At 65.7% G+C, this 22,963-nt stretch carries 24 protein-coding genes; 11 read left to right on the forward strand and 13 right to left on the reverse strand.

Annotated features, from left to right (window positions below; all coding sequences use genetic code 11):
• Window positions 1-17: 17 nt before the first annotated feature.
• Window positions 18-539 (reverse strand): 3-hydroxyacyl-[acyl-carrier-protein] dehydratase FabA, encoded by a 522-nt coding sequence (gene fabA, locus MET49242_RS16000; RefSeq protein ID WP_036284278.1) that lies wholly within the window; start codon window positions 537-539, stop codon window positions 18-20.
• Window positions 540-829: 290 nt separating this feature from the next.
• Between fabA and irrA the strand changes: the two genes are divergently transcribed.
• Window positions 830-1,303 carry an iron response transcriptional regulator IrrA gene (gene irrA / locus MET49242_RS16005; protein ID WP_084679151.1) on the forward strand — a complete coding sequence of 158 codons (474 nt, stop codon included), beginning with the start codon at window positions 830-832 and terminating at the stop codon, window positions 1,301-1,303.
• 12 nt (window positions 1,304-1,315) lie between these two features.
• Here irrA and MET49242_RS16010 read toward each other — a convergent pair whose 3' ends face one another.
• On the reverse strand, window positions 1,316-1,846 hold the full coding sequence (locus MET49242_RS16010) for an SH3 domain-containing protein (protein ID WP_036284280.1): 531 nt from the start codon (window positions 1,844-1,846) through the stop codon (window positions 1,316-1,318).
• A gap of 249 nt (window positions 1,847-2,095) precedes the next feature.
• Between MET49242_RS16010 and MET49242_RS16015 the strand changes: the two genes are divergently transcribed.
• On the forward strand, window positions 2,096-3,091 hold the full coding sequence (locus MET49242_RS16015; RefSeq protein ID WP_036288393.1) for a D-glycerate dehydrogenase: 996 nt from the start codon (window positions 2,096-2,098) through the stop codon (window positions 3,089-3,091).
• 85 nt (window positions 3,092-3,176) lie between these two features.
• Entirely contained in the window at window positions 3,177-3,662 is a 486-nt protein-coding gene (locus tag MET49242_RS16020) for an META domain-containing protein (RefSeq protein ID WP_036288395.1), read from the forward strand.
• A 43-nt stretch (window positions 3,663-3,705) separates the two neighbouring features.
• Here MET49242_RS16020 and MET49242_RS16025 read toward each other — a convergent pair whose 3' ends face one another.
• From MET49242_RS16025 to MET49242_RS16035, 3 genes are all read right to left on the reverse strand, one after another.
• Window positions 3,706-4,524: a universal stress protein gene (locus MET49242_RS16025; RefSeq protein ID WP_036288397.1), complete on the reverse strand. Its 819-nt coding sequence runs from the start codon at window positions 4,522-4,524 to the stop codon at window positions 3,706-3,708.
• A 79-nt stretch (window positions 4,525-4,603) separates the two neighbouring features.
• Window positions 4,604-6,106 (reverse strand): histidine--tRNA ligase, encoded by a 1,503-nt coding sequence (gene hisS, locus MET49242_RS16030; RefSeq protein ID WP_036284282.1) that lies wholly within the window; start codon window positions 6,104-6,106, stop codon window positions 4,604-4,606.
• Between the two features lie 41 nt (window positions 6,107-6,147).
• Window positions 6,148-6,624 carry a DUF123 domain-containing protein gene (locus MET49242_RS16035; protein WP_036284284.1) on the reverse strand — a complete coding sequence of 159 codons (477 nt, stop codon included), beginning with the start codon at window positions 6,622-6,624 and terminating at the stop codon, window positions 6,148-6,150.
• A gap of 151 nt (window positions 6,625-6,775) precedes the next feature.
• On the opposite strand from MET49242_RS16035, the gene MET49242_RS16040 reads away from it, so the two are divergent.
• A complete protein-coding gene (locus tag MET49242_RS16040; protein ID WP_036284288.1) occupies window positions 6,776-8,047 on the forward strand; it encodes a TIGR03808 family TAT-translocated repetitive protein in 1,272 nt (423 codons plus the stop codon).
• On the opposite strand, the gene MET49242_RS16045 is transcribed toward MET49242_RS16040, so the two are convergent.
• From MET49242_RS16045 to MET49242_RS16055, 3 genes are all read right to left on the reverse strand, one after another.
• The gene (locus tag MET49242_RS16045; RefSeq protein WP_051134260.1) at window positions 8,048-10,285 is read right to left on the reverse strand and encodes an alpha/beta fold hydrolase; all 2,238 of its coding nucleotides are present in this window, start codon (window positions 10,283-10,285) and stop codon (window positions 8,048-8,050) included.
• Between the two features lie 153 nt (window positions 10,286-10,438).
• Window positions 10,439-12,367, reverse strand: coding sequence for a 1-deoxy-D-xylulose-5-phosphate synthase (dxs, locus tag MET49242_RS16050; RefSeq protein ID WP_036284294.1), 1,929 nt, complete (start codon window positions 12,365-12,367; stop codon window positions 10,439-10,441).
• 173 nt (window positions 12,368-12,540) lie between these two features.
• Window positions 12,541-13,071 carry a L,D-transpeptidase gene (locus tag MET49242_RS16055; RefSeq protein WP_036288399.1) on the reverse strand — a complete coding sequence of 177 codons (531 nt, stop codon included), beginning with the start codon at window positions 13,069-13,071 and terminating at the stop codon, window positions 12,541-12,543.
• A 172-nt stretch (window positions 13,072-13,243) separates the two neighbouring features.
• On the opposite strand from MET49242_RS16055, the gene MET49242_RS16060 reads away from it, so the two are divergent.
• The 3 genes from MET49242_RS16060 to lysA all read left to right on the forward strand — a co-directional run bounded on the left by MET49242_RS16060 (window position 13,244) and on the right by lysA (window position 16,145).
• Window positions 13,244-14,524, forward strand: coding sequence for a GNAT family N-acetyltransferase (locus tag MET49242_RS16060; protein ID WP_051134261.1), 1,281 nt, complete (start codon window positions 13,244-13,246; stop codon window positions 14,522-14,524).
• A gap of 68 nt (window positions 14,525-14,592) precedes the next feature.
• Window positions 14,593-14,874, forward strand: coding sequence for a lipoprotein (locus tag MET49242_RS16065; RefSeq protein WP_036288403.1), 282 nt, complete (start codon window positions 14,593-14,595; stop codon window positions 14,872-14,874).
• A 5-nt stretch (window positions 14,875-14,879) separates the two neighbouring features.
• Window positions 14,880-16,145, forward strand: coding sequence for a diaminopimelate decarboxylase (lysA, locus tag MET49242_RS16070; protein WP_036284295.1), 1,266 nt, complete (start codon window positions 14,880-14,882; stop codon window positions 16,143-16,145).
• Here the strand turns inward: lysA and MET49242_RS16075 are convergent.
• Both MET49242_RS16075 and MET49242_RS16080 read right to left on the reverse strand, forming a co-directional pair.
• Window positions 16,111-16,995: an alpha/beta hydrolase gene (locus MET49242_RS16075; RefSeq protein ID WP_051134262.1), complete on the reverse strand. Its 885-nt coding sequence runs from the start codon at window positions 16,993-16,995 to the stop codon at window positions 16,111-16,113. The two genes, lysA and MET49242_RS16075, sit on opposite strands and share 35 nt — an antisense overlap.
• Window positions 16,996-17,033: 38 nt before the next feature.
• Complete coding sequence (locus MET49242_RS16080; protein WP_036284298.1) at window positions 17,034-18,044, reverse strand: NAD-dependent epimerase/dehydratase family protein; 1,011 nt, start codon at window positions 18,042-18,044, stop codon at window positions 17,034-17,036.
• Between the two features lie 144 nt (window positions 18,045-18,188).
• On the opposite strand from MET49242_RS16080, the gene MET49242_RS16085 reads away from it, so the two are divergent.
• From MET49242_RS16085 to MET49242_RS16095, 3 genes are all read left to right on the forward strand, one after another.
• The gene (locus MET49242_RS16085; RefSeq protein WP_036288409.1) at window positions 18,189-18,818 is read left to right on the forward strand and encodes a cytochrome b/b6 domain-containing protein; all 630 of its coding nucleotides are present in this window, start codon (window positions 18,189-18,191) and stop codon (window positions 18,816-18,818) included.
• Entirely contained in the window at window positions 18,815-19,564 is a 750-nt protein-coding gene (locus tag MET49242_RS16090) for a molybdopterin-dependent oxidoreductase (protein WP_036284301.1), read from the forward strand. Before MET49242_RS16085 ends, MET49242_RS16090 begins: the two co-directional genes overlap by 4 nt.
• Before the next feature lie 144 nt (window positions 19,565-19,708).
• Entirely contained in the window at window positions 19,709-19,927 is a 219-nt protein-coding gene (locus MET49242_RS16095; RefSeq protein ID WP_227966492.1) for a hypothetical protein, read from the forward strand.
• On the opposite strand, the gene truA is transcribed toward MET49242_RS16095, so the two are convergent.
• From truA to def, 3 genes are read right to left on the reverse strand one after another with little or no spacing between them, the layout of a single operon-like run.
• Window positions 19,921-20,658, reverse strand: coding sequence for a tRNA pseudouridine(38-40) synthase TruA (gene truA / locus MET49242_RS16100; RefSeq protein WP_036284302.1), 738 nt, complete (start codon window positions 20,656-20,658; stop codon window positions 19,921-19,923). The genes MET49242_RS16095 and truA overlap by 7 nt on opposite strands.
• On the reverse strand, window positions 20,658-21,569 hold the full coding sequence (fmt, locus tag MET49242_RS16105; protein WP_036284304.1) for a methionyl-tRNA formyltransferase: 912 nt from the start codon (window positions 21,567-21,569) through the stop codon (window positions 20,658-20,660). Before fmt ends, truA begins: the two co-directional genes overlap by 1 nt.
• Window positions 21,570-21,587: 18 nt before the next feature.
• The gene (gene def, locus MET49242_RS16110; protein ID WP_036288413.1) at window positions 21,588-22,154 is read right to left on the reverse strand and encodes a peptide deformylase; all 567 of its coding nucleotides are present in this window, start codon (window positions 22,152-22,154) and stop codon (window positions 21,588-21,590) included.
• Between the two features lie 183 nt (window positions 22,155-22,337).
• On the opposite strand from def, the gene MET49242_RS16115 reads away from it, so the two are divergent.
• Entirely contained in the window at window positions 22,338-22,898 is a 561-nt protein-coding gene (locus MET49242_RS16115) for a LemA family protein (protein ID WP_036284305.1), read from the forward strand.
• Window positions 22,899-22,963: the final 65 nt, after the last annotated feature.

Consider the following 22,963-nt stretch of genomic DNA (forward strand, 5'->3'; position numbering starts at 1 on the left):
TCCCATCGATTTTCCGTTCAGGCGGCGGGCGCTTCGGCCTTGGCGAGTCCGACCCTCAGATCCTTCGCCTCATAGATTCGCTCCCCGTCGGCCGCCACCCAGCCGTCGGCGATGCCGAGCACGAGCTTGCCCTTGAAGACGCGCTTGAAATCGACTCCATAGGTGACCGTCTTGACGGTCGGGCGCACCTGGCCGGTGAACTTCACCTCGCCGACGCCCAGCGCCATGCCGCGTCCCGGATTGTCCAGCCAGGCGAGGTAGAAGCCGACCATCTGCCAGAGGGCGTCGAGGCCGAGGCAGCCGGGCATGACCGGATTGCCCTTGAAGTGGCAGTCGAAGAACCAGAGGCTCGGCTTGATGTCGAGTTCGGCGCGCATATAGCCCTTGCCATGCTCGCCGCCTGTCTCGAAAATCTCGGTGATGCGATCGAACATCAGCATCGGCGGCAGCGGCAATTGCGCGTTGCCGGGGCCGAAAAGCTCCTCGCGCCCGCAGGCCAACAAGTCCTCATAGCCGAATGACGAGCGCCGTTCGCTCATGGTGATACCGCCTCCCGTTGGAGCCTAAAGCCCTGATTCCCCAGCCTTTGCGCTCGACCTCCGAAAGGAGGGCGAGCCGCCCCTTTGTTATCGAAAGGTCCGCGGCCAGCGAGGACGCGCCTTTGCGCTTATGGGCGATTTGTTCCGTAACATAGGCCGCGGCGCGCCGGAAGCGTCTGCTGCGATCGCGTGGACCGCTCGCTGCGCCGGCGCCCAGGCGCCGGCGGACGTTGAGTTCCAGCCGTTTTTTGGTATAAGTCAAAGCTTGGGAGAACAAAGAGCCGCCGCCGATGGACGCCTTTGAAAACGGAGCCGTTGCGCCAGCCGCCGCCTCGCGCGAACAGGACGCGAGCCGCAGGCCGGTTCATGAAATTCTGGACAAGGCGGGGCTTCGGCCGACGCGCCAGCGCCTCGCGCTCGGCGAACTGCTCTTTTCCGGCCGCGACCGCCATGTGACGGCGGAGCGTCTCTATGAAGAAGCGGCCGCCGCCAATCTCTCGGTCTCGCTCGCGACCGTATACAACACGCTGCATCAGTTCACCGACGCCGGCCTTCTGCGCGAAATCGCCGTGGACGGGACTCGGGTCTATTTCGACACCAATGTCAGCGACCATCATCATTTCCTGATCGAGGACGATGGCGAGCTGTGCGACATTCACGGCTCGAACATCACGATCGCAAATCTGCCCGCGCCGCCCGAGGGACTGCGCGTCGAGCGCGTCGACGTCGTGGTCCGGCTGCGGCGGGACAAGCCCGCCTCCTGACGGGTTCCGGCGCTACTCCACCTTCTCGCCGGGATAGACGCCCCAAAGATTCTCCTGCTGAATGTAGCCGTCGAACTCCTTGCCCGCGAGACGGCACCATTTGCCGTCGCAGCCGCGCAGCGTCCCGATCACGCCGGGGCCGAGCTTGGCGACCGGCGTCGTGTGATCCGAGGCCGTGAGGAGCTGCGGCTCTTTCTTCCAGGGCGCGATCAGCGCGGTGCGCCGGCCCGACAGCAGCGAGTGCAGGACCCAGCCCTCCGAGCCTTCCGAATCGCGGATCTTGCGCCAGGTCTCGAATTCGGCGGTGATCTCCACGGGCAGGCCGGCCCGCGTGTAGATCCAGAGGGTGGGGTGCTCCTTGCTCGGCCCCTCGCGCACATTGACGCGGTCGGACTTCAGGCTGACGTAGCGCGGGATCGGCAGATTGCTCACCGGCCCCTTCTGCTGCTCCTGCGCAGGCGCCAATGTTGCAAAAATCAGGCAGAATGCGCCGATCAGCAGGGCGGCCCCGCCTGTTGCAAAGTCTCTTTTCCGATGCGGCATGATGGAGTGGTCGCTCGTCTTGTCTTTGGCCCGTCATCTGCTAGGAAGTCTAAGCCCAGCGCGCAGACGGCGTATTGGTTTTGTCGCTTATCGCCGTTAAGACCGGGTTGAAAAGGGCGCAGGATTCGACCGCGGTCTTTACCCGCGAAGATTGTGAATCGGCTCGGGCGACTGGGCGAAATTGTATCGGAAATTGCGGATTTCTGCTACGCAGCAACGCATAGGCGAGCCGAGGGGATAAAGCGCAAGATGCCGAAAAAGAAGCCGCTCGTTGTCGTGACGCGTCGACTCCCCGAGGTGATCGAGACTCGCATGTGCGAACTCTTCGACACGCGCCTCAATGAGACCGACAGGCCGCTCACCCACGACGAACTGGTCGAGGCCATGCGCACCGCGGAAGTCCTGGTGCCCACCATCACCGACCGCATCGATTCGCATCTCATCGCCCAGGCGGGCGAGCAGATGAAGCTCATCGCCAATTTCGGCAATGGCGTCGACAATATCGACGTCGCCTCGGCGCTCGGCCGCTCGATCACGGTCACCAACACCCCCGGCGTGCTGACGGAAGACACCGCCGACATGACCATGGCGCTGATTCTCTCGGTCGCGCGCCGTCTGGTGGAAGGCGCCCGCGCCATTCCCGAGGGCACATGGTCCGGCTGGTCGCCGACCTGGATGCTCGGCCATCGCATCACCGGCAAGCGGCTCGGCATCGTCGGCATGGGCCGCATCGGCCAGGCGCTCGCCCGCCGCGCCAAGGCCTTCGGCCTGTCGATCCACTATCACAACCGTCGCCGCGTTCCCGTCGAGATCGAGGAGCAGCTGGAGGCGACCTATTGGGAATCGCTCGACCAGATGCTGGCGCGCGTCGACATCGTGTCGATCCACTGCCCGCATACGCCGGCGACCTACCACCTGCTGTCCGCGCGACGGCTGAAGCATCTGCGCCCGCAGGCCATTCTGGTGAACACCGCGCGCGGCGAGATCGTCGACGAGAACGCGCTGGTGCGCATGCTGGAAGCCGATGAAATGGCCGGCGCGGGCCTCGACGTGTTCGAGCACGAGCCCGCCGTTTCGCCCAAGCTCCTGAAGCTCGCCCAGTCCGGCAAGGTCACGCTGCTGCCGCATATGGGCTCGGCGACGATCGAGGGCCGCATCGACATGGGCGAGAAGGTCATCATCAATATCAAGACCTTCATGGACGGCCACCGCCCGCCGGATCGCGTTCTGCCCAGCATGCTGTAAAAGTAGACGCGCCGGCGCCCGACCGCCGCCAGATTTTGCGGCGATGATCGTCCCGCGTCGCTTTGAATTCAGGGAGAACGCCCAGATGAACAGATTTTTCCTCGCTGTCGCCGCCACCCTCTGCGCCGTGGCGCTGGCGGCGCCGGCCGAGGCCAAGAAGGCGAAGCCGGCGGCCGGCGGCGAGCAGCAGCAACAGCAGCAGGGCGAAGGCGAGGACGCCGCCGGCATTCCGCGCTACCAGCCCTTCCCGCACAATCGCAACTTCGTCCTCAAGGAAATCAACGGCAAGGCTCCGCCCGTCGAGATGTGGATCACCATCGACGCGACGGGTCGCGCAAACGGCTTCTCGGGCTGCAAGAACTGGTCGGGCGTCTTCGTGATCGGCCCCAACCGCCTCGGCCCCAAGGCCATGCCGGCGATCAACGAGCAGAAATGCGACGGCGCCCTCGCCTCCATCGAAAAGGACTATTGGGGCGTGCTGCTTTCCGGCCCCTATTGGGACACCAAGGGCGACGAACTGACGCTGAAGGGCTTCAAGGGCGGCGTGCTGAAGTTCCAGCGGTCGCTTTGATACGAAGAGGCAAAAGGGATGCGAGGCGCGAAGCCTCGCGTTCCTATTTCACCGGCGCAGCATAGAGCGGGCAGGGCGACTGGCGCAGGACGCGCTCGGTCGTCGAACCGCGCAAGGCGTCGAGCAGTCCGTGACGGCCGCGCGTCGGCATGGCGATCATGTCCGCGCCGATCTCCTTCGCGTAATTCAGGATCGTCTCCACAACCGGCCCCTGCCGCAATTCGATATGCGGCAGCAGCCCGTCGAAGATGGGCAGATCCTCGCCCACATGCAGCAGCATGACGTCCGCGGCCGGGTTCAGCGCATGGGCGAAGTCGGCGACATGGCGGAAGGCGTCGAGCGGGGCCACCCTCGCCTCGACCGGCATCAGCACGGTGTTGAGCGACACCGCGCCCGTCTCGCGATCGACGAAGCCGGTCTGATCTTCGCGCAGGAACAGCGCGGGCGTCTTCGCCTCGCGCGCCGCATCCTCCGCCACCGACCCCTCCAGCCAGCGCTCCAGCCCGCTGCGATTATGGGTCATCAGCACCATGAGGTCGCACATGTGCCGCTCGACATAGGCGGCGACGCCATGCACGGGCGTATCCGACTCGACGGCGGCCTTGATCAGCTTGACGCCGAGCTTCTCGGTCACTTCGGCGCGCGAGGCGCTCGGCTCGATCATCCGCCAGCGCGCGAGCATTTCGCGAACATGGGGAAAGCGCTCCCAGTCGTCTTCGTCCTGATCCTCCCCCTCGATGTGCAGGATATGCAGCAGCGCCCTCGACGCGACGGCGATGCGCAGCGCATGCGCGAAGGCGTCGAGGCTCCCGAAGGAAAGGTCGGTCGGATGGACGATGGATTTGGGCGGATTGCCGAGCATTTGCATTTCCCCTGGCCGCGTTACCCAGAAAACTATAGCGCGCCGAAGGTGACGCAAGGACGAGCTTTGTCGCAGGCCCTCACTCCTGCCCCTTCTGCGCCGCGAGCGCCTGCGCGACCCTCTCGACGAGCTCGCTTTCGGGGATGGAAATCTGCGCGGGGCGCGCGGCCTTCCATTCCTCATTCGTGGCGATCGCCGCCGCGGCCCTGGCGCCGGCCACGAGATCCTTGATCTGCACTTCGCCCTTCGCCTTTTCGTCCGAACCTTGGATGACGACGAGCGGGCTGTTGCGCCGGTCGGCGTATTTCATCTGCGCCTTCATGCCGGCGGCGCCGAGATAAAGCTCGGCGGCGATTCCGCCCTGCCGCAATTGCCCGACCATGCGCTGATAATCGGCGAGCCGGTCGCGATCGAGCACCAGCACCACCACCGGCCCGACATGCGGCCGCGCCGTGACGATCGGACTTCCCACGAGCTTCAGCGCCGCGAAGAGGCGCGACACGCCGATCGAGAAACCGGTCGCCGGCGTGTTCTCCGGCCGGAAGCGCCCGACGAGCCCGTCATAGCGCCCGCCGCCGCCGACCGAGCCGAAGCGCACCGGATGGCCCTTCTCGTCCCGCGTCTCGAAAGTGAGGTCCGCCTCGAAGACGGGGCCGGTGTAATATTCGAGGCCGCGCACGACGGAAGGATCGATGCGGATGCGGTCCGGCCCGAAGCCGGCGTCGCGGGCAAGATCCTCGATCTCCAGTAGCTCCTCGGCGCCCTGCGCTCCGATGTCGCTCTTGCCGAGCAGGCCGAAGAGATCGAACTGCGGCTTGCCGTCCCGATATTGGCCGCCGAGGCTGAAGGAGAGGATCGTGTCGATCGCCTCGAGCGGCAGGCCCGCGCCTTTGGTGAAATCGCCGCTCTCGTCCTTGCGGCCCTCGCCGAGCAATTGCCGCACCCCGTCGGGGCCGAGCCGGTCGAGCTTGTCGATGGCGCGCAGCACCACGAGGCGGCGCCCCGCGTTTTCCTCGCCGCCAACGCCGATCGCCTGCATGACGCCGTCGAGCACCTTGCGGCTGTTGATCTTGATGACATAGTCGCCGCGCGCAATGCCGAGCTTCTCCAGCGCGTCGGCCGCCATCATGCAGATTTCCGCGTCGGCGGCGGGCGAGGCGGAGCCGACGGTGTCCGCGTCGAACTGCATGAACTGGCGGAAGCGTCCCGGCCCCGGCTTCTCGTTGCGGTAGACATGGCCGAGCCGGTAGGAGCGATAGGGCTTCGGCAGCCGGTCGAAATTCTGCGCGACGAAACGGGCGAGCGGCGCGGTCAGGTCATAGCGCAGCGACAGCCATTGCTCGTCGTCGTCCTGAAGCGAGAAAACGCCCTCGTTCGGCCGGTCCTGATCGGGCAGGAACTTGCCGAGCGCGTCCGTATATTCGAACGCCGGGGTCTCCAGCGCCTCGAAGCCGTAAAGCTCATAGACCGAACGGATGACGTCCAGCATGCGCGAGGTCGCGGCGAGTTCGCCCGCCTCTCGGTCGGCGAATCCGCGCGGCGCGCGCGCTTCGACTTTGGTCTTTGCTTCTTCCTTGGACATTTGGCCTTGTTCGCCGTGAGGGCGCTGAATCGCCCTCCCCTTTAGGGGGAAGGTCGGACCGCGGGGCGGTCCGGGGGTGGGGTGAATTCAGCCGCCTTCCTAGCATTTTCCCATGCGGAGGGAAGCCGCGCATCGGTAGGAAAAAAGCGCAAATGCGACCCGCAGCGCGGGCAATCGGAGCTGCCGAAGCCGTCGAGGGGGATTGGCAGCGCGGCGAGCGCGGCGTTGAGCGCGCATTCGTCGCCGCCCTCGACGATGAAAGCCCCGCGCGCCTCGCCCGCGACGGTGAGCTGGTCGATGTGCCAATGGGGGCGTTTGTCGCGACGCATGTGGCGGGCGAGGCGCGCGCGCAACCCGCCCGATCCGCGCGCCGAGCCGCAATAGAGATAGTCCCCCGGCGCGAGAACCGCGGCGCGCTTGCCGGCCGTGACGGCCAATGGCGCGTCGAGCCGCAGCCACAGCGCATAGGCGCCGGGCGCTGCGGGGGCGTCGGCGGCGTCGATGACGAAACGGATCATCGCTCACCCAGGCGGCGCGCGCCCTTTCGGGGCGGGGTCGAGCGCGCGTTTACCCTGCCGCAAGCTCGGCCTCGACGGGGAGACCGGGATTGCCGACAATCGAAAAATGCTGCGCAGCAATCCTTGCACAAAACCGATTTCCCGCCGAGAAATGCTGCGCCTTTGCTGCGCGGTAAGTATTTCTCAAGTCTCACAAATTCCCGCGGCCCATGCGAGGACCGCCGATCTCGCCCTTCGGCTTCGGGAAGCCGCGGCGCGAGGCGCCGCCGTGAACCTTCCCGCCGGTGAAATATCCCTCATGGGCCTCGACCTCCCGGACGGGACGATCCTCAAAGGCGTTCCCGGCCGCACGGTGTTGAAGCTCGCCGGCCTCGGCCCGCTGCTTTCCGCCAGCATGGCGAAAAGAATTACGCTGGAATCGCTCATTCTCGAAGGGGCCGAAGCCTTTATCCCCCGCGAAAAGGGCCTTCTCGATTTCGCCGACGTGATCGACCTCGCGATCCGCGATTGCGTGATTCGCCGCTCGACGGCGCGCGGCGTCAATCTCCTGCGCTGCGGCGGCGTCTTCGCCGGGAATACGATCGAGACAGTCGCCGATTCCGGCTTCCATTCGCTCGACGGGCTCGGGATCGACGTCGACGACAATCTTGTGCGCAAATGCGGCGACAATGGCGTCGTCGTCTTCACCACGACCGCCGGCCGCTATGAGGGCTCGCGCATTCGCAACAACAGGATCGAGGACATTCTCAACCGCTCGGGGGGCAACGGGCCCTTCGGCAATGGCGTGCTGATCTGGGGCGCGGGCGCGGTGCGCGTGGCGCATAACCGCATCTCGCGCTGCGCCTACACCGCCGTGCGCAACAACTCCGGACATGGCGTCGAGGTGATCGGCAACGACTGCAGGACCTTCGGCGAAAAGGCGATGTACGCCGAATTCGGCGCGAAGAACGCCGTCTTCCGCGACAATCGCATCGAGGACGCCGGCGCGGGAATAGCGGTCGCAAATTCCGACAAGGGCACGGATGGCGCGGTCATTTCGGGCAATGTCATCATCGGCATGAGGGAGAGCCATCCCGATTCCGACTTCGGGCCGGACATGCTCTGGCTGACCGGAATCCTCGCCGAGAAGAACGCCGACATCGTCGGCAACCGCATCGTCGGACCGGGCTGGATCGGCGTCGCGCTCGGCGGCTGGCGCGAGAATCTGCGCGCCGAGGCGAATGACATCGCCGGCGTCGACTATGGAGTGGTCTTCGCGACGGGCGAAGGCGCTGGCGACGCCCTCATCGCGCGCAACCGGATCAGGGCGCGAAAAGGCGCGATCGTCGCCACGGCGGGAACGGAATTCCTGCCCGGCGATCTGGCGGCGCCCGGCGCGCGAAAATATCCCCGGCTGACGGTGCGGGACAATGAGACGACCTAGCTAGAATTTCGTCAGCACGAAGCGGACGAGCGCAGCGCAGACGGCAAGAGTCAGTGTCGCGCCCATCGCCGGAAACGCCATGTGACCGGCGCTGTCGAGCGTTATGAAATCGATCGCCTCCACACCGAGCGCGGCGCCGAACCAGATCGCGACGCTGGCGGCGAGAACGATGAAAAGGCGGGTGAGTCCCTTCGCGACTTGCGCGGGAGGCGTATGTTTCCAGTAGTAGAACTGAATCGCGACAAAGCTGGCCAGCAGCGCGAGGAAAACCATGCCCGCCCACTCGCCGAAAAGCGCATCGGGGGTCCAGCGCCGATATTGTTCGGGCATCCAGCGCGAGCAGACGAAAACGATGGCGACGGCGGCGAGCGAAAAGAAAAAGGGAACGCCGATGCGGGCGCGTCCCAGCAGAGCGAAAAGCCAGGACTTGTCTCTGAACAGCGCGTCGTTTTCCCCGATATGGCCGAAGGGCTTTTCTCGCGTGACGATGAACTTCGCGATCTCGGGCCAGTGTCCCTCCCCGATCGCGCCGCTGTGGCCGCCTTTCGCGTAACGCTTCGATTGCGTCAGCTCGGCGCCATCCATCTCGATCTGATCGAATCCATCGAAGCCGCCGCCGCCGAGATCCGTGAAATATTCGAGGCTCTTGGGCAGGAGGGCCACGACCCAGTCCGTGCCGCCGCGCGCATTGTGAAACCTCCGCACTCGCTCCTGCGCGATCTTTTCCTTCCAGTCATAGGCCGGATGAACCACGCTGCCGGCGAAATAGATGTTGCCGAAACGCGCCGCCGGATAATACTCCAGGGAGCTTGCGGCGAGATATGTGCCGTTGGAGTGGCCGACGTAATGCATGGTCGCGCGCGGAAATTGCGCGCGGGTTTCGACGTAGAGATCCATGAACCATTCGACTTTTTGCCGCCTGATCCAGGGCATGATGAACGCGCCCATCGGAAAATAGCCATAGGTCTGCGTGCAGGCGACAAACGGCGCGCGGTCCGCTCCGTCGGGGTCGGCGGCGCGCGTCGCCTCGTCCGTTTCCTTGATGCATTGCGCGATGCGCTGCGTCCAATAGCCGTCGTCGCGTATGCCGTGCATGACGAAGACGACGTCGGTCACGCCCGGGTCGACGGGCGACTGGCGGTCGAAGAAATAGGCGGGATTGAGCGAGAGACGCGCCAGTTCCTGCGGCGGAAGACTCAATGCGCTCGCAAAGATCTCCTTGCGCTTTTCGAGGATCTCGCCGCTTTCCACGACCGGTCTTTGCAGGAGCCCGCGCTTTCTCCCCAGTGAATTGCTGAAATCGACAACCCCGCCGTGGTCGCTCCCCTCCATTTGCAGCAGGAAGTAACGCTTCTCGTCGGCGTCGTCCTCCAGCCAGGCCGTCGCCTCGACGTCCCGGTCCACCTGGTCTCGCGGCGACACGAAATCGTCTTGCGACCCGATCACCTGCACGACGATCGGATTGGCTGCTTGCTTCTCGTCCGGCGCCGCAAGAAGCGCCGCTGGGCGCCCCGCATTGTAAAGCTCGCGAAGTTTCTCGTTATGCCAGCGACGGTAGGCCATCCACAGCAGCCGGGTCTGGACGATGAAGGGCGCGCCCTTTCGCGCGTCGAGCATCGTCCGGCCCGGCTTGCGTTCGCTTATTCCGGATAATTCCAGCAGATCCAGAACACGGCCCCAGGCGCCCAGAATATTCAGACCGATCGAATAGAACCAGCTGGTGCTGTCGGAAATGCTCCAGCCCTTGTCCCAGGAAGCGAGCAGCACGAGGCGCCTGACGCTCCTGGCCCATTCGCAAGGGAGTCCCCTGTCGCGCTTTTGCGCGACAGCCTTCCACAATTCGTCACGCACCGAATATGCGCCCGAATAATCGGGCGGATTTAGCGAACCCGCGAGAAAGACGCGCCGCAGGATCGTGCCGCCGATGCTGTGCCCGATGAAAATGACGTTTTGGTATTTTTCTCCGGCCTTGGCGTCCCATATCCGGTCGAGGTCGGCCACGAGATTGAGGACGAGTTCATCGGCGCCGCCGCCGTCGAGCCGATGCTGATAGGGCAAGTCGGGGGCGTAGACGTCGACCTCGTCCTTTCCGTAAACCGTCTCCACGACCCTGATCAGATCGGCGAGTTGCTTATGCGTCGACGCGAATGCGTGCAGCATCACGACGAGCGTTTTCGCTCCGGGAGCGGAAGTGAAGACGGGAATGTTGTAGGTCAGCGCCGGGCTCGTCGAATTCATTTTCGACCTCGAAAAAATTTCCCGGCCGGAATTCGGCCGAATGAATGAAATGCGACTCCGCCACGATCGCGAGCGGACGAAAGTTTATAATTAAATGGTGTTAGCGCAATGACGATTTACGGCGGAGGCGGCGCGGAAGGCGCCGCCAAGCCTTTACGCGATCATCACCCGGGCCGCGCCCTTCTCGTCCCCAAGAAGCTCCAGCGCCTTCGCCACGATCGCCTTGCTGTCGAGCATGGCCCTGGCGATCATGATCTCGTGCTTGTCGTGGTCGATATAGGCGTCTGGCAGGGTCATGCTGCGGAACTTGAAGGCGCCGCGCGCGCCATCGAGCAGGCCGTCGTCGGAGAGCGCCTGGAAGACCTGTGAACCAAAGCCGCCGATCGAGCCCTCCTCCAGGGTGATCACGACTTCATGATTGGCGGCGAGGCGGCGCAGCAGGTCGCGGTCGATCGGCTTGGCGAAGCGCGCGTCGGCGACCGTGGTCGAGACGCCGTAATTCTCCAGCTCCTCGGCGGCCTTCATCGCCTCGGCGAGACGGGTGCCGAGCGCGACCAGCGCGACCTTTGTCCCTTCGCGCAGGACGCGGCCCTTGCCGATCTCGAGGACGTCGCCGCGTTCCGGCAGCTCCACGCCCACGCCTTCGCCACGTGGATAGCGGAAGGCGATCGGGCCTTCGTCATAGGCGGCGGCCGTCGCCACCATATGCATGAGCTCCGCCTCGTCGGAGGGCGCCATCACCACCATGCCCGGCAGGCAGCCGAGATAGGCGATGTCGAACGCGCCCGCATGAGTCGGGCCGTCGGCGCCGACGAGACCGGCGCGGTCGATGGCGAAACGCACCGGCAGATGCTGAATCGCAACGTCATGCACGACCTGATCGTAGCCGCGCTGCAGGAAGGTCGAATAGAGCGCGCAGAAGGGCTTGTAGCCCTCGCAGGCGAGGCCGGCCGCGAATGTCACCGCATGCTGCTCGGCGATGGCGACGTCGAACGTGCGCTGCGGGAAATGCTTGCCGAATATGTCGAGGCCCGTGCCCGACGGCATGGCGGCCGTGATGGCTACAATCCTGTCGTCATGCTCGGCCTCGGCGACCAGCGCCTTGGCGAAGACGCCCGTGTAGGAAGGGGCGTTGGCCTTCGGCTTGAACTGCTTGCCGGTCTCGACGTCGAATTTCACGACGCCGTGATATTTGTCGTCGGCGGCCTCGGCCGGCGCGTAGCCCTTGCCCTTCTGCGTCACGACATGGACGAGAACCGGGCCGTCGTCCTTGTCGCGCACATTCATCAGCACGGGCAGGAGATGGTCGAGATTGTGCCCGTCGATCGGCCCGACGTAATAGAAGCCAAGCTCCTCGAACATCGTGCCGCCGGTGATGAAGCTCCTCGAGAACTCCTCGGCCTTGCGCGCCTTGTCGTAGATGAAGCGCGGCAGATGGGAGGCGAGCTGCTTGGCGGCGTCGCGGATCGAGCGATAGGCGCCGCCGGAAACCAGACGCGCCAGATAGGCCGACATGGCGCCGGTGGGCGGCGCGATGGACATGTCGTTGTCGTTGAGAATGACGATGAGGCGGGAATCGAGCGCGCCGGCGTTGTTCAGGGCCTCATAGGCCATGCCGGCCGACATGGAACTGTCGCCGATCACTGCTACGACATGATTATTGCCGCCCGCGAGGTCGCGGGCCACGGCCATGCCGAGGCCGGCGGAGATCGAGGTCGAGGAATGACCCGCGCCGAAAGCGTCATATTCGCTCTCCGCGCGCTTGGTGAAACCCGAAAGGCCGCCGCCCATGCGCAACGTGCGGATGCGGTCGCGCCGCCCGGTGATGATCTTGTGAGGATAGGTCTGGTGGCCGACGTCCCAGATGATCTTGTCGTTGGGCGTGTCAAAGACATAGTGCAGCGCGACCGTCAGCTCGACGACGCCGAGGCCCGCGCCGAGATGGCCGCCCGTGACCGATACGGCGTCGATGGTCTCGCGCCGAAGCTCGTCAGCGAATTGCTTCAGCTGGCTGGGGTGCAGCCTGCGCAACTCGTCAGGCGTGTTGATCCGGTCGAGAAGGGGGGTCTTCGATGTGGTCAAAGTCTTTTCTCTGATCTCGGTCGCTTACGATGCCGGAAGGGCAAGCCTTACCCGCTTAGCAGCGCCGCCGCAAACGCCACGCAACGCATTGAGATGATTCTCTTGACGAGTGTTGCCGCCGGGCAACGCCGCAGCCGCATTTGCGGCCGCCGGGGGGCGCAAGACGGAACATTTCAATAACGGGAGACGCTCTCGAGCACAACGTCGGCAGAATCCGCGTCGCGAACCGGCGGACGGCGGGAGAACCGCGGCCGCTCCAAGCGCGGCCCGCGGCGCGCGGCGGAACGGGTTTCGCCGACGATCTCGATGGAGGCGCCGCCCTGCTCCTCGACCCATTGATAGAGCTTCTGCGCATTGGCCACCGAAAGCCGAACGCAGCCGTGCGAGGCCGGCCGGCCCAGCCCGCGCTCGAAACTGCCATGAATGGCGAGCCCGCGCGGCGAGAAGAAGATCGCATAGGGCATCGGCGCCTGGTCATATTCGTCGGAATGGTGGTCGGCCTCCATCCGCATGACCGAGTAGCTCCCGGTCGGCGTCTCGTAACCCGGTCGGCCGCTGGAGATTTTCCACACCACCGTCTCACCGCCGCCGCGCATGGCGGTGAGCCGCTGCGCGCCGAGGTCGATCCTGATCTGGACCCTGGCGAAGGCTGGCGCCGTCGATAGCAAGGCTGCGAAAACCAGCAAAATCCGGAAAGTCTTCATGTGCGGACCTAACCACGACGGGCGGCCGGCGTAAAGCGCCGGTTCAAGACAGGATTCACGCGGCTGGCGCGCCGCTTGAAGCGCGCGACGGCGGCGGGGGCGACGCTTTCGCAAACGTCCCGAAAAATCGGGCCTTCGTTTCAGGATGACGCAGTCGGGAGGATCGTCGAGGATGTTCGCGCCGTTCCGGAACACCAAAGGCGTCGCAGGCGCCATGGTCGATTTCGGCCTTTCCGAGGCGCGCGGCGGCCGGCCCGCGCGACCGGGCCCGCCGCGCCTCGTAGCGGACAACCGTCTGTCGGGCGGCTTCGCCGCCTTCGACGTGGCCGAGCTGTCGCTGGACCAGATCGACGCGGCGCAGGGCGAATGGACGAGCCTCGCGGCGCGGGCGCTGGAGCCCAACGCCTTCTTCGAACCCGGCTTCGCCCTTGCGGCGGCGCTGCATTTTCCGCCGAAGGCGCGGCCGGTCTTCATCGTCGTCTGGAGCCGCCAGCCGGGCGGCGGCCGCCGAATGATGGGCCTCTTTCCGATCACGCCGGCCAATCCGCTCACGGGCGACGGCTTCATCCGGCTGTGGCTGCACAAGCAGGCCGCGCTGGCGACGCCGCTCGTCGATCGGGAGAAAGCCGTCGAGGTTCTCGAAGCCTTTCTCGACTGGTTGGAGGCGCGCAGTTTCGCGCGGGGGATCGTCTTTTCCAGAACGACCGCCGACGGCCGTTTCCACGCGGCGCTCGCCGACGCCGCCCGCCGAAAGGGGCGGCGCATGGAAATTCTAGATTCCTACGAACGCGCGGCCCTGTTCGCCGGCGGCGACGCGGACGCGGTGCTGGCGCGCGGCTCGCGCAAGAGGCTCAACGAAATAGGTCGGCTGCGCCGCCGCCTCGCGGAAATGGGGCGCGTTGATTTCGACTTCGCCGCCACGCCCGAGGAGGTGCGGGGCGCGACCGAGGAGTTTCTCGCGCTCGAAGCCTCCGGCTGGAAGGCCGGCCGCGGCGCCTTGCTCTCGCAGGCCTCGCTGACGACCTTCCTGCGCAGCGCGACGCGGCTGCTGGCCCGAGAGGGTCGCTGCAAAATCCACGCGCTGCGCCTCGAGGGCCGCCCCATCGCCATGGGCGTGCTGATCGAAAGCCAGAGGCGGAACTATTACTGGAAGATCGCCTTCGACGAGAATTTCCGCTCGCTGGGGCCGGGCGTCCAGCTCGTCCATGAGCAGACCAGATTGCTGCTGTCGCGGCCGGAGGTCGAACTCACGGATTCCTGCGCCATCGCCAATCATCCGATGATCGACCGCCTCTGGCCGGATCGCATCGGCGTCTGCGATCTCGCCGTGCAGCTGCAATCCGGGCGGGAAGGCGATTTTCTGGCGGGCTGCCGCAGGGACCTTGGCCGCCGCCGGTTGCGCGATCTCGCCAAGCGGGCCGCGAACCGGCTTCTGAGGCGCAAGGTGAGCTGAGACGGCTCGCCTTTTCTCCGCGGATCAGTATAGTGCGCGCTGTTCCATACCGCCGGACCGACCGACCCGTGACGCTTCGCCGAACCCTTCGTTACACCCTTTTCGCCGCCGCGATCTGCGCGCTGGGCCTCTCCGGCTGCGGACGGCGCGGACCGCTGGAGCTGCCGCCCGAAACGCAGGCGCGCGGCGCCGCGCTGAAGGCGGAGGAGGAGGCGCGCGCGGCGCGCGCCCCCAAGGCGCGGCCGGCCCCCGGCGCCGCGGAAGCGCCAAAACAGGACCCCGCGATCCCCGGCACGATCGGCCATCGCCCGCCGGACCAGTATCCCTTCCCGCTCGACCCGCTGCTCTAGAAGCGATGCATCATTTCGACTATCGCGACGGCGCGCTCCACGCCGAAGACGTCGCCGTGTCCGCCATTGCGGATTGCGTCGGCACGCCCTTCTATTGCTATTCGGCGGCGACGATCCGGCGACACTTTCGCGTCTTCGCGCAGGCTTTCGACGGCCTCGACGCGATGGTCTGCTATGCGATGAAGGCGAACTCCAACCAGGCGGTGCTGCGCCTTCTGGCCAAAGAGGGCGCCGGCATGGACGTGGTCTCGGGCGGCGAACTCGCCCGCGCGCTCGCGGCCGGCGCGCCGGGAGGCAGGATCACCTATTCCGGCGTCGGCAAGACCGAGGAGGAGATCGCCGCGGCGCTCGACGCGGACATCTTCTGCTTCAATGTCGAGTCGGAGCCGGAGCTCGAGGCGATCTCGCGCGTCGCGACCCGCATGGGCAAGGTCGCCCGCGTCTCGCTGCGCGTCAATCCGGACGTCGACGCGCGCACGCACAAGAAGATTTCGACCGGCAAGGCCGAGAACAAATTCGGCGTGCCGCTGTCGCACGCCCGCGAGGTCTATGCGCGGGCCGCGAAATTCCGCGGCGTCGACATCACCGGCGCCGACATGCACATCGGCTCGCAGCTCACGGATCTCGAACCCTTCGACGAGGCCTTTTCACTGCTCGCCGAACTGGTGGTCGATCTGCGCGCCGACGGCCATCATATCTCGCATGTCGATCTCGGCGGCGGCCTCGGCATTCCCTATCACGAGGGCGACGACCCGCAGTCCTATCATCCGGAGCGCTACGCCGCGATCGTTCGCAAGCACTTTGCCGGATTGAACTGCAAGCTGGTGCTGGAGCCGGGGCGCCTCATCGTCGGCAACGCCGGGGTTCTCGTTACGCGCGTGATTTACGTGAAGCATGGCGAGGCCAAGACCTTCGTCATCGTGGACGCCGGCATGAACGACCTCGTGCGGCCGACGCTCTACGACGCGCATCACGACATCATCCCCGTGCGCGCGGCGGCCGACCGCGAGGAGATCACCGCCGACGTGGTGGGTCCGGTCTGCGAGACAGGCGATTATCTCGCGCTCGACCGCAAGATGCCGGAAGCGCGGCCGGGCGAATTGCTCGCGGTTCTCACCGCAGGCGCCTATGGCGCCGTGCAGGCGGGCACCTACAACACCCGCCCGCTGATCCCGGAAGTTCTGGTCGACGGGGAGCGCTTCGCGGTGATCCGCCCGCGCCCGAGCGTCGCGGAGCTTATTGCGATGGACCGGGTGCCGGACTGGCTGTGACGGTCGCGTCGATCCAGTCAATCGCGCGGGCCAGCACGTCGGGGCGCGACATGGGCACGTGGCCGCCGCCGGGGATTTCGACAATCTCCTTGGGTTCGTTCGCCCTTGCAAAAAGGCGGCGCGCGGATTCGACCGGGGTGATCGGGTCCGCTTCACCCACGGCCATGAAACACGGCGCGCGCACTTTTCCGATGGCCTCACCGGCGTTGAAAGTATCGATGACGGCGAGGCTGACGGGAAAGAGTGGAAATCGCACCGCGGCCGCGTCGACGATCGAATCGTAGGGCGAGTCCAGCACCAAGGCCGCCGCCTCATGGCGCGAAGCGAGAATCGTCGCGACGCCCGTGCCGAGAGATTCTCCCATCAGGACGATTCGCGAGGGCGGAAAACCGCGTCTGCGCGCCTCGGCGTAGGCGGCGTCGGCGTCCTGCAACAGCCCCTCCTCGGTTGGCGTTCCCGTTGAACCGCCATAGCCGCGATAAGAGATCGCGAGGAGTCCGAAGCCGTGCATGGTCAGCATGCGAAACCGGTTCCCGCGGTCGACGAGCCCGCCGCCATTGCCATGGAAATAGATGATCAACGGAAAGCGCGCCGTGCTGGGCGCGGCGTACCAGGCCGCCAGGCGTTCTCCGTCCTCGGTAGCGAGCTTCAGCGTCTCGGCCCCGGCAAGCCCCGCCTGCGCGGGCGTCATGAAGGCGGCGCCGGGATGATACAGGATCGAGCGCTGCTGGAGCGCGAGGCCGATAAAAGTCGTGGCGTAAAGCAGCGGGGGGCCGCAAGCCGCGACAGCAATGATGTTCCTGATCCGCAACCCATGTTCCTCCGCCGCGGCGGCGCGCCAGTCGACCATGAAGATATGTCGCGCCTGACGAAAAACGGAAGGAGAGACTAAAGTTTCAACTCACCATGCGTCGCCCGATACTCCCGATACCATCCCACCAGCGCCTTCACCCCCTCGTCGAGCGACGTCTGCGGCCGGTAGCCCGTGAGCCTTTCCAGCAGATCGGCGGAGGCGAAGGTGCGGGGCACGTCGCCGGGCTGCATGTCGAGATAGTTGCGCTTCGCTTTCCTGCCGAGCGTTTTCTCCAGCGTGTCGATGAAATCGAGGAGCTGGACAGGGGCGCCGCGGCCGATGTTGACGATGCGGAAGGGCGCGACCGGCGAGACGCTGTCGTCGCCCGAATCCCGCGCGGGAACGCAGTCGATCAGCCGCACGACGGCCTCGACGAGATCGTCGACATAGGTGAAGTCCCGCGACATGTTCCCGTGATTGTAGATGTCGATCGGCCGGCCGTTTTCTATCGCGTCGAGAAATTTCAGCGGCGCCATGTCGGGGCGCCCCCAGGGGCCATAGACGGTGAAGAAGCGGAACATGGTCGTCGGGATCGACCACAGATGCGCGTATGAGTGCGCCATCGCCTCGCCCGCCTTCTTGCTCGCGGCGTAGAGCGTCAGCGGATGGTCGGTGCGATCATGTTCGTGGAAGGGCACGCTCGGGCTCGCGCCATAGACCGAACTCGTCGAGGCGATGAGCAGATGCCGCGGCTTGAGGATGCGCGCGACCTCCATGACGTTGAAGGTTCCGACGAGGTTCGATTCGACATAGGCGCGCGGGTTCTGCAGGCTGTAGCGAACCCCCGCCTGCGCCGCCAGATGAATGATGACGTCGGGCGCGCCCGCCTCCGCCGCGCGGTTCAGCGCCTCCATGTCCTCGAGCATGGCGATCGTGTCGCGATAGCCGTCGCCGCGCAGCAGGATCGCGCGGCGTGCCTCCTTGAGGCGGGGATCGTAATAGAGCGTCATCCCGTCGAAGCCGTCGACAAAATGGCCGAGTTCGAGCAGTCTCCTCGCGAGATGGAAGCCGATGAATCCGGCCGTGCCGGTGACGAAAACGCGCATGGACCGCCGTGTCGCTGGAGGGGAAGTGCCGCGCCCTCATGGGCAAAAGCCGCGGGCGTGTCAACGCGTCGCACTTTGGCGAAACTCTCGCTTTCCGGCGCGCGCGACATAGTTGAGAGTGGTTCGCTGACAACGGGAGACGCGATGAAGGCTGAAGCGCGGGAATTTGAGTCTGTTTCAGGGGCGACCGTTCACCCGCTCGCCCTGAGAATGCTGCATTGGGCGACCGCCTTCGCCGTCATCGTCATGATCCTGAGCGGCTGGCGCATCTACAACGCCTCGCCCCTCTTTCCGTTCGTGTTTCCGGTGGGATTCACGCTAGGCGGCTGGCTCGCCGGCGCGCTGGCCTGGCACTTCGCCGCCATGTGGCTGCTGGCCGGGAGCCTTCTCGCCTATCTCGCCTACGGGATATTCACCGGCCATTTCCGCAGGCGCCTGTGGCCGTTTTCGCCCGGGGCCATATGGCGTGATTTCCAGAAAGTGCTCGCCGGCCGCGGCCACGTTCCCGGCAGTTACAATGCCGCGCAACGCGCCGCCTATGTCCTCGCCTTCCTCGCCATCGCCGTCGCCATCCTCTCCGGCCTCGCGATCTGGAAACCCGTGCAGCTTCAGGAGCTGACGGCGGCGTTGGGCGGCTTCGAGACCGCGCGGCGCATTCACTTCTTCGCAATGTCCGCGCTCGTTCTCTTTATCGTCGTCCATGTCTCCTTCGCCTGCGGCGTGAAGGGCGTGCTGAAACTCATGATCACCGGGCGGTTGGAGGCGCCGCAATGAAGACGCGCAAAATCTCTTTGCAGGATTTCCGACCGCAACTCGCCCGCGTCGAGCGCCGGCTCTTTCTGAAGCAGAGCCTGTCGCTGGGCGCCCTGACCATGCTCTCCGGCTGCACGCTGAAGGACGAGGACGCGGTCGATCGTCTTCTCTTCGCGATGTCGTGCTTCAACGACCGCGTGCAGGCGGCGCTGTTCGACCCGGATAAGCTCGCGCCGACCTATTCGGAAGCGGAAATCACGCAACCTTTCCCCTTCAACGCATTCTACGAGGAGCCGCTCGCGCCGGTCATCGACGGCGACCATTACCGCCTGCAGCTCTCGGGCCTCATCGAAAACAAGAGGGCCTGGTCGCTGCGCGAATTGCGCGAACTGCCGCAGGTCAGCCAGATCACGCGGCAGGTTTGCGTGGAGGGCTGGAGCGCGATCGGCAAATGGGGCGGGGTTCCGCTGCGCACATTTCTCGAGCGCGTCGGCGCCGATCTGACCGCGCGCTATGTCGGCTTCCGTTGCGCAGACAATTATTCGACGAGCATCGACATGCCGAGCGCGCTGCATGCGCAGACCCTGCTGGCGCTGGATTTTCCGGGGAGCCAGGTCGAAACGAAATATGGCTTTCCGGTAAAGATCCGCATTCCGACGAAACTCGGTTTCAAGAATCCGAAATTCGTCACCGAGATTTTCGTCACCAATGATTATCCGGGCGGCTATTGGGAAGACAAAGGCTACAATTGGTTCAGCGGCTCGTGACGCCTCAATCGTGGTCAAGCTCGCCTTGAAATGAACTCATTAGGGCCAAATGCGCGACTCGAATTTTCCACGGTTGGGCGGCCTCATTGCCTCGGGCGGGCCGGCTGAGTCGGCGCGGGGGCTTTTCACATCCGAGGGGATTTCATGATCCATCCCAGACCCTGCGTGAACGGCATTCTCGCCGCCGTGCTGTCGGCCAGCATACTTCCGATCCATGGCGCGCTTGCCAGAGAGAAGGCGCCCGCCGCGCACAAGGCGGCGAAAAAACACGCGGTGAAGAAGCCCGCGCCGGCCGAGGCGCCCAAGGCCGAGCCGGCCCCCGACACCGGCGGGGGCGGAGCCGGCGCGCCGATGGTTCAGTAATCGACAGCGACGAGATAGAGACCGTGCGGCGGCGCGACCTGTCCGCAGCGCGCACGGTCTTTCGCCTCGAGGGCCGCCGCCAGATCGTCGGCGGTCCATTTTCCCGAGCCGACATGCTCCAGTGAACCCGCCATGGAGCGCACCTGATTATGCAGGAAGGAGCGGGCGCAGGTGACGATCTCGATGCGGTCGCCCTCGCGCCGCACGTCGAGTCTTTCGAGCGTGCGGACGGGCGAATTGGCCTGACATTCGGAGGCGCGAAAGGTCGTGAAGTCGTGGCGGCCGACGAGGCGCTGGGCTGCGTCATGCATGGCCTGCGCGTCGAGGGGGCGCTTCACATGCCAGGCGCGGCCGAGGCCAACGGTGAGCGGCGCGCGGCGGTTGTCGATGACATAGCGATAGTGGCGGCGGATCGCGGAGAAGCGCGCCTCGAAATTTTCATCGACCGCGCGCGCTGAAACAACGGCGACAGGATCGGGCTTGAGATGCGCGTTCAAGGCGTCGCGCAGCCGGTCCGCGCGCCATTCGCGCGCGAGATCGACATGAGCGACCTGCCCCAGCGCGTGGACGCCGGCGTCGGTGCGCCCGGCGCCGTGGATGACCGCGCGCGCGCCATTGATGGCCGCGACCGCTTCCTCCAGCCGCTGCTGCACGGAGACGCCATTCGCCTGCCGCTGCCAGCCGACGAAGGGGCCGCCGTCATATTCGATGGTGAGCGCGTAGCGGGGCATCAGGCGAGCGTGACGCCGCGCGTGAGCTTGCGGCCGCGCAGGAATTCCTCGATCCCCATTTCGCCCTTGCCTGCGCGCTGAACGCGCAGGAGGCGCAGCGCCCCTTCGCCGCAGGCGATGAGTCCCGCGTCGTCGAGAGCCGCGCCGGGCGCGCCCCTGCCGTCCTCGACCCGCGTGCGCAGGACTTTCACGCGCTCGACGCCATGGCCGAGATCGCTTTCGAAAAAGGCGCCGGGGAAGGGCGCGAGGCCGCGAACGTGATTATGGAGGTCGCGCGCCGACCTGCGCCAGTCGATGCGTCCCTCCGCCTTGTCGATCTTCTGCGCGTAGCAGGCGCCCTCCTGCGTCTGCGGCGTGAAGCGCAGTTCGCCCTTCGCGAGAAGGTCGAGCGCGTCGGCCATCAGCGGCGCGCCGAGTTCGGCGAGCTTGTCGTGCAATTCGCCCGCGGTCATGTCCGGGCCGATCGGCGTCCTGGCGGTCAGGGCGACGGGGCCGGTGTCGAGGCCGGCGTCCATCTTCATCACCATCACGCCGCTTTCGGCGTCGCCCGCCATGATGGCGCGCTGGATCGGCGCCGCCCCGCGCCAGCGCGGCAGCAGCGAGCCGTGGAGATTGAGACAGCCATGTTTCGGCGCGTCGAGGATCGGCTGCGGCAGGAGAAGCCCATAGGCGGCGACCACCGCGACGTCGGAGCCCAGCGCGGCGAAAGCCTCCGCCTCCTCCGCGCTGCGCAGGCTCCTCGGCGTGCGCACGGCGAGGCCGCGGCTTTCGGCGAACTGGTGGACGCTGGATTTCTTTTCCGACATGCCGCGCCCGGCCGGACGCGGCGGCTGCGTATAAACCGCGGCCACGTCATGGCCGCGGGCGCAAATCTCTCTGAGCAGGGCCGTCGCGAAGTCCGGCGTGCCCATGAAAACGAGGCGCAAGCGTCAGGCCCCGGCTTCTTCCGACTGGCGCTCGGCTTCCGCGCGGCGTTGGGCGACGATCTCGTCGAAGCGCGCCGCCTTGCTGAATTTCTTCACCACCCGCTCGCGCTTCAGGCGAGAGAGATTGTCGATGAAAAGGCCGCCTTCGAGATGTTCGAGCTCGTGCTGCACGACGGTCGCGAGCAGCCCCACCGCGTCGAACTCCTGTGTTTGGCCATGCCGGTCTAGGTGGCGCACCTTCACCATCGCCGGACGTTTCACGTCGTCGAAATAATCCGGCACCGAGAGGCAGCCCTCCTGATAGGAGCTGAGCTCCTCGGACGCCCAGATGATCTCGGGATTGATGAGAAAGAGCGGCGAGCGCTCGTCCTCCGTCTTGCCGATGTCGACGACGACGATCCGCTTCGCGACGGCGACCTGAATGGCGGCGAGCCCAATGCCCGGAGCCGCGTACATGGTCTCCAGCATGTCGTCGAGGAGCCGGTGGATTTCGGCGTCGATGCGCTCCACGGGTTCGGAGACCTTGCGCAGGCGCGGGTCGGGAAGGGTGATGATCGGCAGAAGAGCCATCGCTGTTTCTTCTATGGTTTGGTCGCGTTTTCGCGCGCTGCAAGGGTTTCGGAAGAGATAGGCGCGGTTTGCCGTTCCGTCAAATGCCGCGCGCGTCTTTGCCATGGCGCGGAAGGCGGCTAACATGCAGGCGTTGCAAGTCGGCGCAGCCGCCTCGGGGGGTCGACCGGAAAGGATTACGTCATGGCGTTCCTCGTATTCTTGGGATTGGTCGCGCTCGTCGGCCTCTGGCTGGTCGGCGTCTACAACGGCCTCGTCAATCTGCGGCAGCGCAGCAAACAGGCCTTTTCCGACATCAATGTGCAACTGAAGCAGCGCCACGACCTCATTCCCAACCTCGTCGAGACGGTGAAAGGTTACGCCACCCACGAAAAGACCACGCTCGAGGACGTGATCAAGGCGCGCAACGCCGCCGTCGTCGCCAGCGGCCCGGCCGCACAGGGCGCCGCCGAGGGCGCGCTGACCGGCGCCCTTTCCCGCCTCATCGCGCTGTCGGAGGCCTATCCCGACCTCAAGGCCAATCAGAACTTCCAGCAGCTTCAGAACGAGCTTTCGGACGTCGAGAACAAGATTTCGGCGGCGCGGCGCTTCCTCAACAACACCGTCGCCGAATACAACGCCACGCGCGAGGGCTTCCCGGGCTTTCTGATCGCCCAGCGCTTCGGCTTCGATCCGCTCGACTATTTCAATCTCGACGAGGCCGAACAGAAGGCCGTCGAGGCCCCGCCGAAGGTGCAGTTCTGACTGGCCTTCGCCGCACGGCCGGGCTCGACCCGGCCGGCCCTGCAAACGCCCGGCGCAAAGACCGG

The sequence above is a fragment of the Methylocystis sp. ATCC 49242 genome (assembly GCF_000188155.2).
Lineage (GTDB): Bacteria > Pseudomonadota > Alphaproteobacteria > Rhizobiales > Beijerinckiaceae > Methylocystis.

Excerpts from the sequence above, each read along its gene's own strand:
- truA (WP_036284302.1), bottom strand. The coding sequence starts at position 20,658 with ATGCCCCGCTACGCGCTCACCATCGAATATGACGGCGGCCCCTTCGTC.
- fmt (WP_036284304.1), bottom strand. The coding sequence starts at position 21,569 with ATGGGCACGCCGGACTTCGCGACGGCCCTGCTCAGAGAGATTTGCGCC.
- MET49242_RS16055 (WP_036288399.1), bottom strand. The coding sequence starts at position 13,071 with ATGAAGACTTTCCGGATTTTGCTGGTTTTCGCAGCCTTGCTATCGACG.
- MET49242_RS16035 (WP_036284284.1), bottom strand. The coding sequence starts at position 6,624 with ATGATCCGTTTCGTCATCGACGCCGCCGACGCCCCCGCAGCGCCCGGC.
- MET49242_RS16090 (WP_036284301.1), top strand. The coding sequence starts at position 18,815 with ATGAAGACGCGCAAAATCTCTTTGCAGGATTTCCGACCGCAACTCGCC.
- MET49242_RS16015 (WP_036288393.1), top strand. The coding sequence starts at position 2,096 with ATGCCGAAAAAGAAGCCGCTCGTTGTCGTGACGCGTCGACTCCCCGAG.
- MET49242_RS16010 (WP_036284280.1), bottom strand. The coding sequence starts at position 1,846 with ATGCCGCATCGGAAAAGAGACTTTGCAACAGGCGGGGCCGCCCTGCTG.
- MET49242_RS16025 (WP_036288397.1), bottom strand. The coding sequence starts at position 4,524 with ATGCTCGGCAATCCGCCCAAATCCATCGTCCATCCGACCGACCTTTCC.
- MET49242_RS16085 (WP_036288409.1), top strand. The coding sequence starts at position 18,189 with ATGAAGGCTGAAGCGCGGGAATTTGAGTCTGTTTCAGGGGCGACCGTT.
- MET49242_RS16080 (WP_036284298.1), bottom strand. The coding sequence starts at position 18,044 with ATGCGCGTTTTCGTCACCGGCACGGCCGGATTCATCGGCTTCCATCTC.
- hisS (WP_036284282.1), bottom strand. The coding sequence starts at position 6,106 with ATGTCCAAGGAAGAAGCAAAGACCAAAGTCGAAGCGCGCGCGCCGCGC.
- MET49242_RS16020 (WP_036288395.1), top strand. The coding sequence starts at position 3,177 with ATGAACAGATTTTTCCTCGCTGTCGCCGCCACCCTCTGCGCCGTGGCG.
- MET49242_RS16040 (WP_036284288.1), top strand. The coding sequence starts at position 6,776 with ATGCTGCGCCTTTGCTGCGCGGTAAGTATTTCTCAAGTCTCACAAATT.
- lysA (WP_036284295.1), top strand. The coding sequence starts at position 14,880 with ATGCATCATTTCGACTATCGCGACGGCGCGCTCCACGCCGAAGACGTC.
- irrA (WP_084679151.1), top strand. The coding sequence starts at position 830 with ATGGACGCCTTTGAAAACGGAGCCGTTGCGCCAGCCGCCGCCTCGCGC.
- MET49242_RS16095 (WP_227966492.1), top strand. The coding sequence starts at position 19,709 with ATGATCCATCCCAGACCCTGCGTGAACGGCATTCTCGCCGCCGTGCTG.
- def (WP_036288413.1), bottom strand. The coding sequence starts at position 22,154 with ATGGCTCTTCTGCCGATCATCACCCTTCCCGACCCGCGCCTGCGCAAG.
- MET49242_RS16115 (WP_036284305.1), top strand. The coding sequence starts at position 22,338 with ATGGCGTTCCTCGTATTCTTGGGATTGGTCGCGCTCGTCGGCCTCTGG.
- MET49242_RS16045 (WP_051134260.1), bottom strand. The coding sequence starts at position 10,285 with ATGAATTCGACGAGCCCGGCGCTGACCTACAACATTCCCGTCTTCACT.
- fabA (WP_036284278.1), bottom strand. The coding sequence starts at position 539 with ATGAGCGAACGGCGCTCGTCATTCGGCTATGAGGACTTGTTGGCCTGC.
- MET49242_RS16060 (WP_051134261.1), top strand. The coding sequence starts at position 13,244 with ATGTTCGCGCCGTTCCGGAACACCAAAGGCGTCGCAGGCGCCATGGTC.
- MET49242_RS16075 (WP_051134262.1), bottom strand. The coding sequence starts at position 16,995 with ATGGTCGACTGGCGCGCCGCCGCGGCGGAGGAACATGGGTTGCGGATC.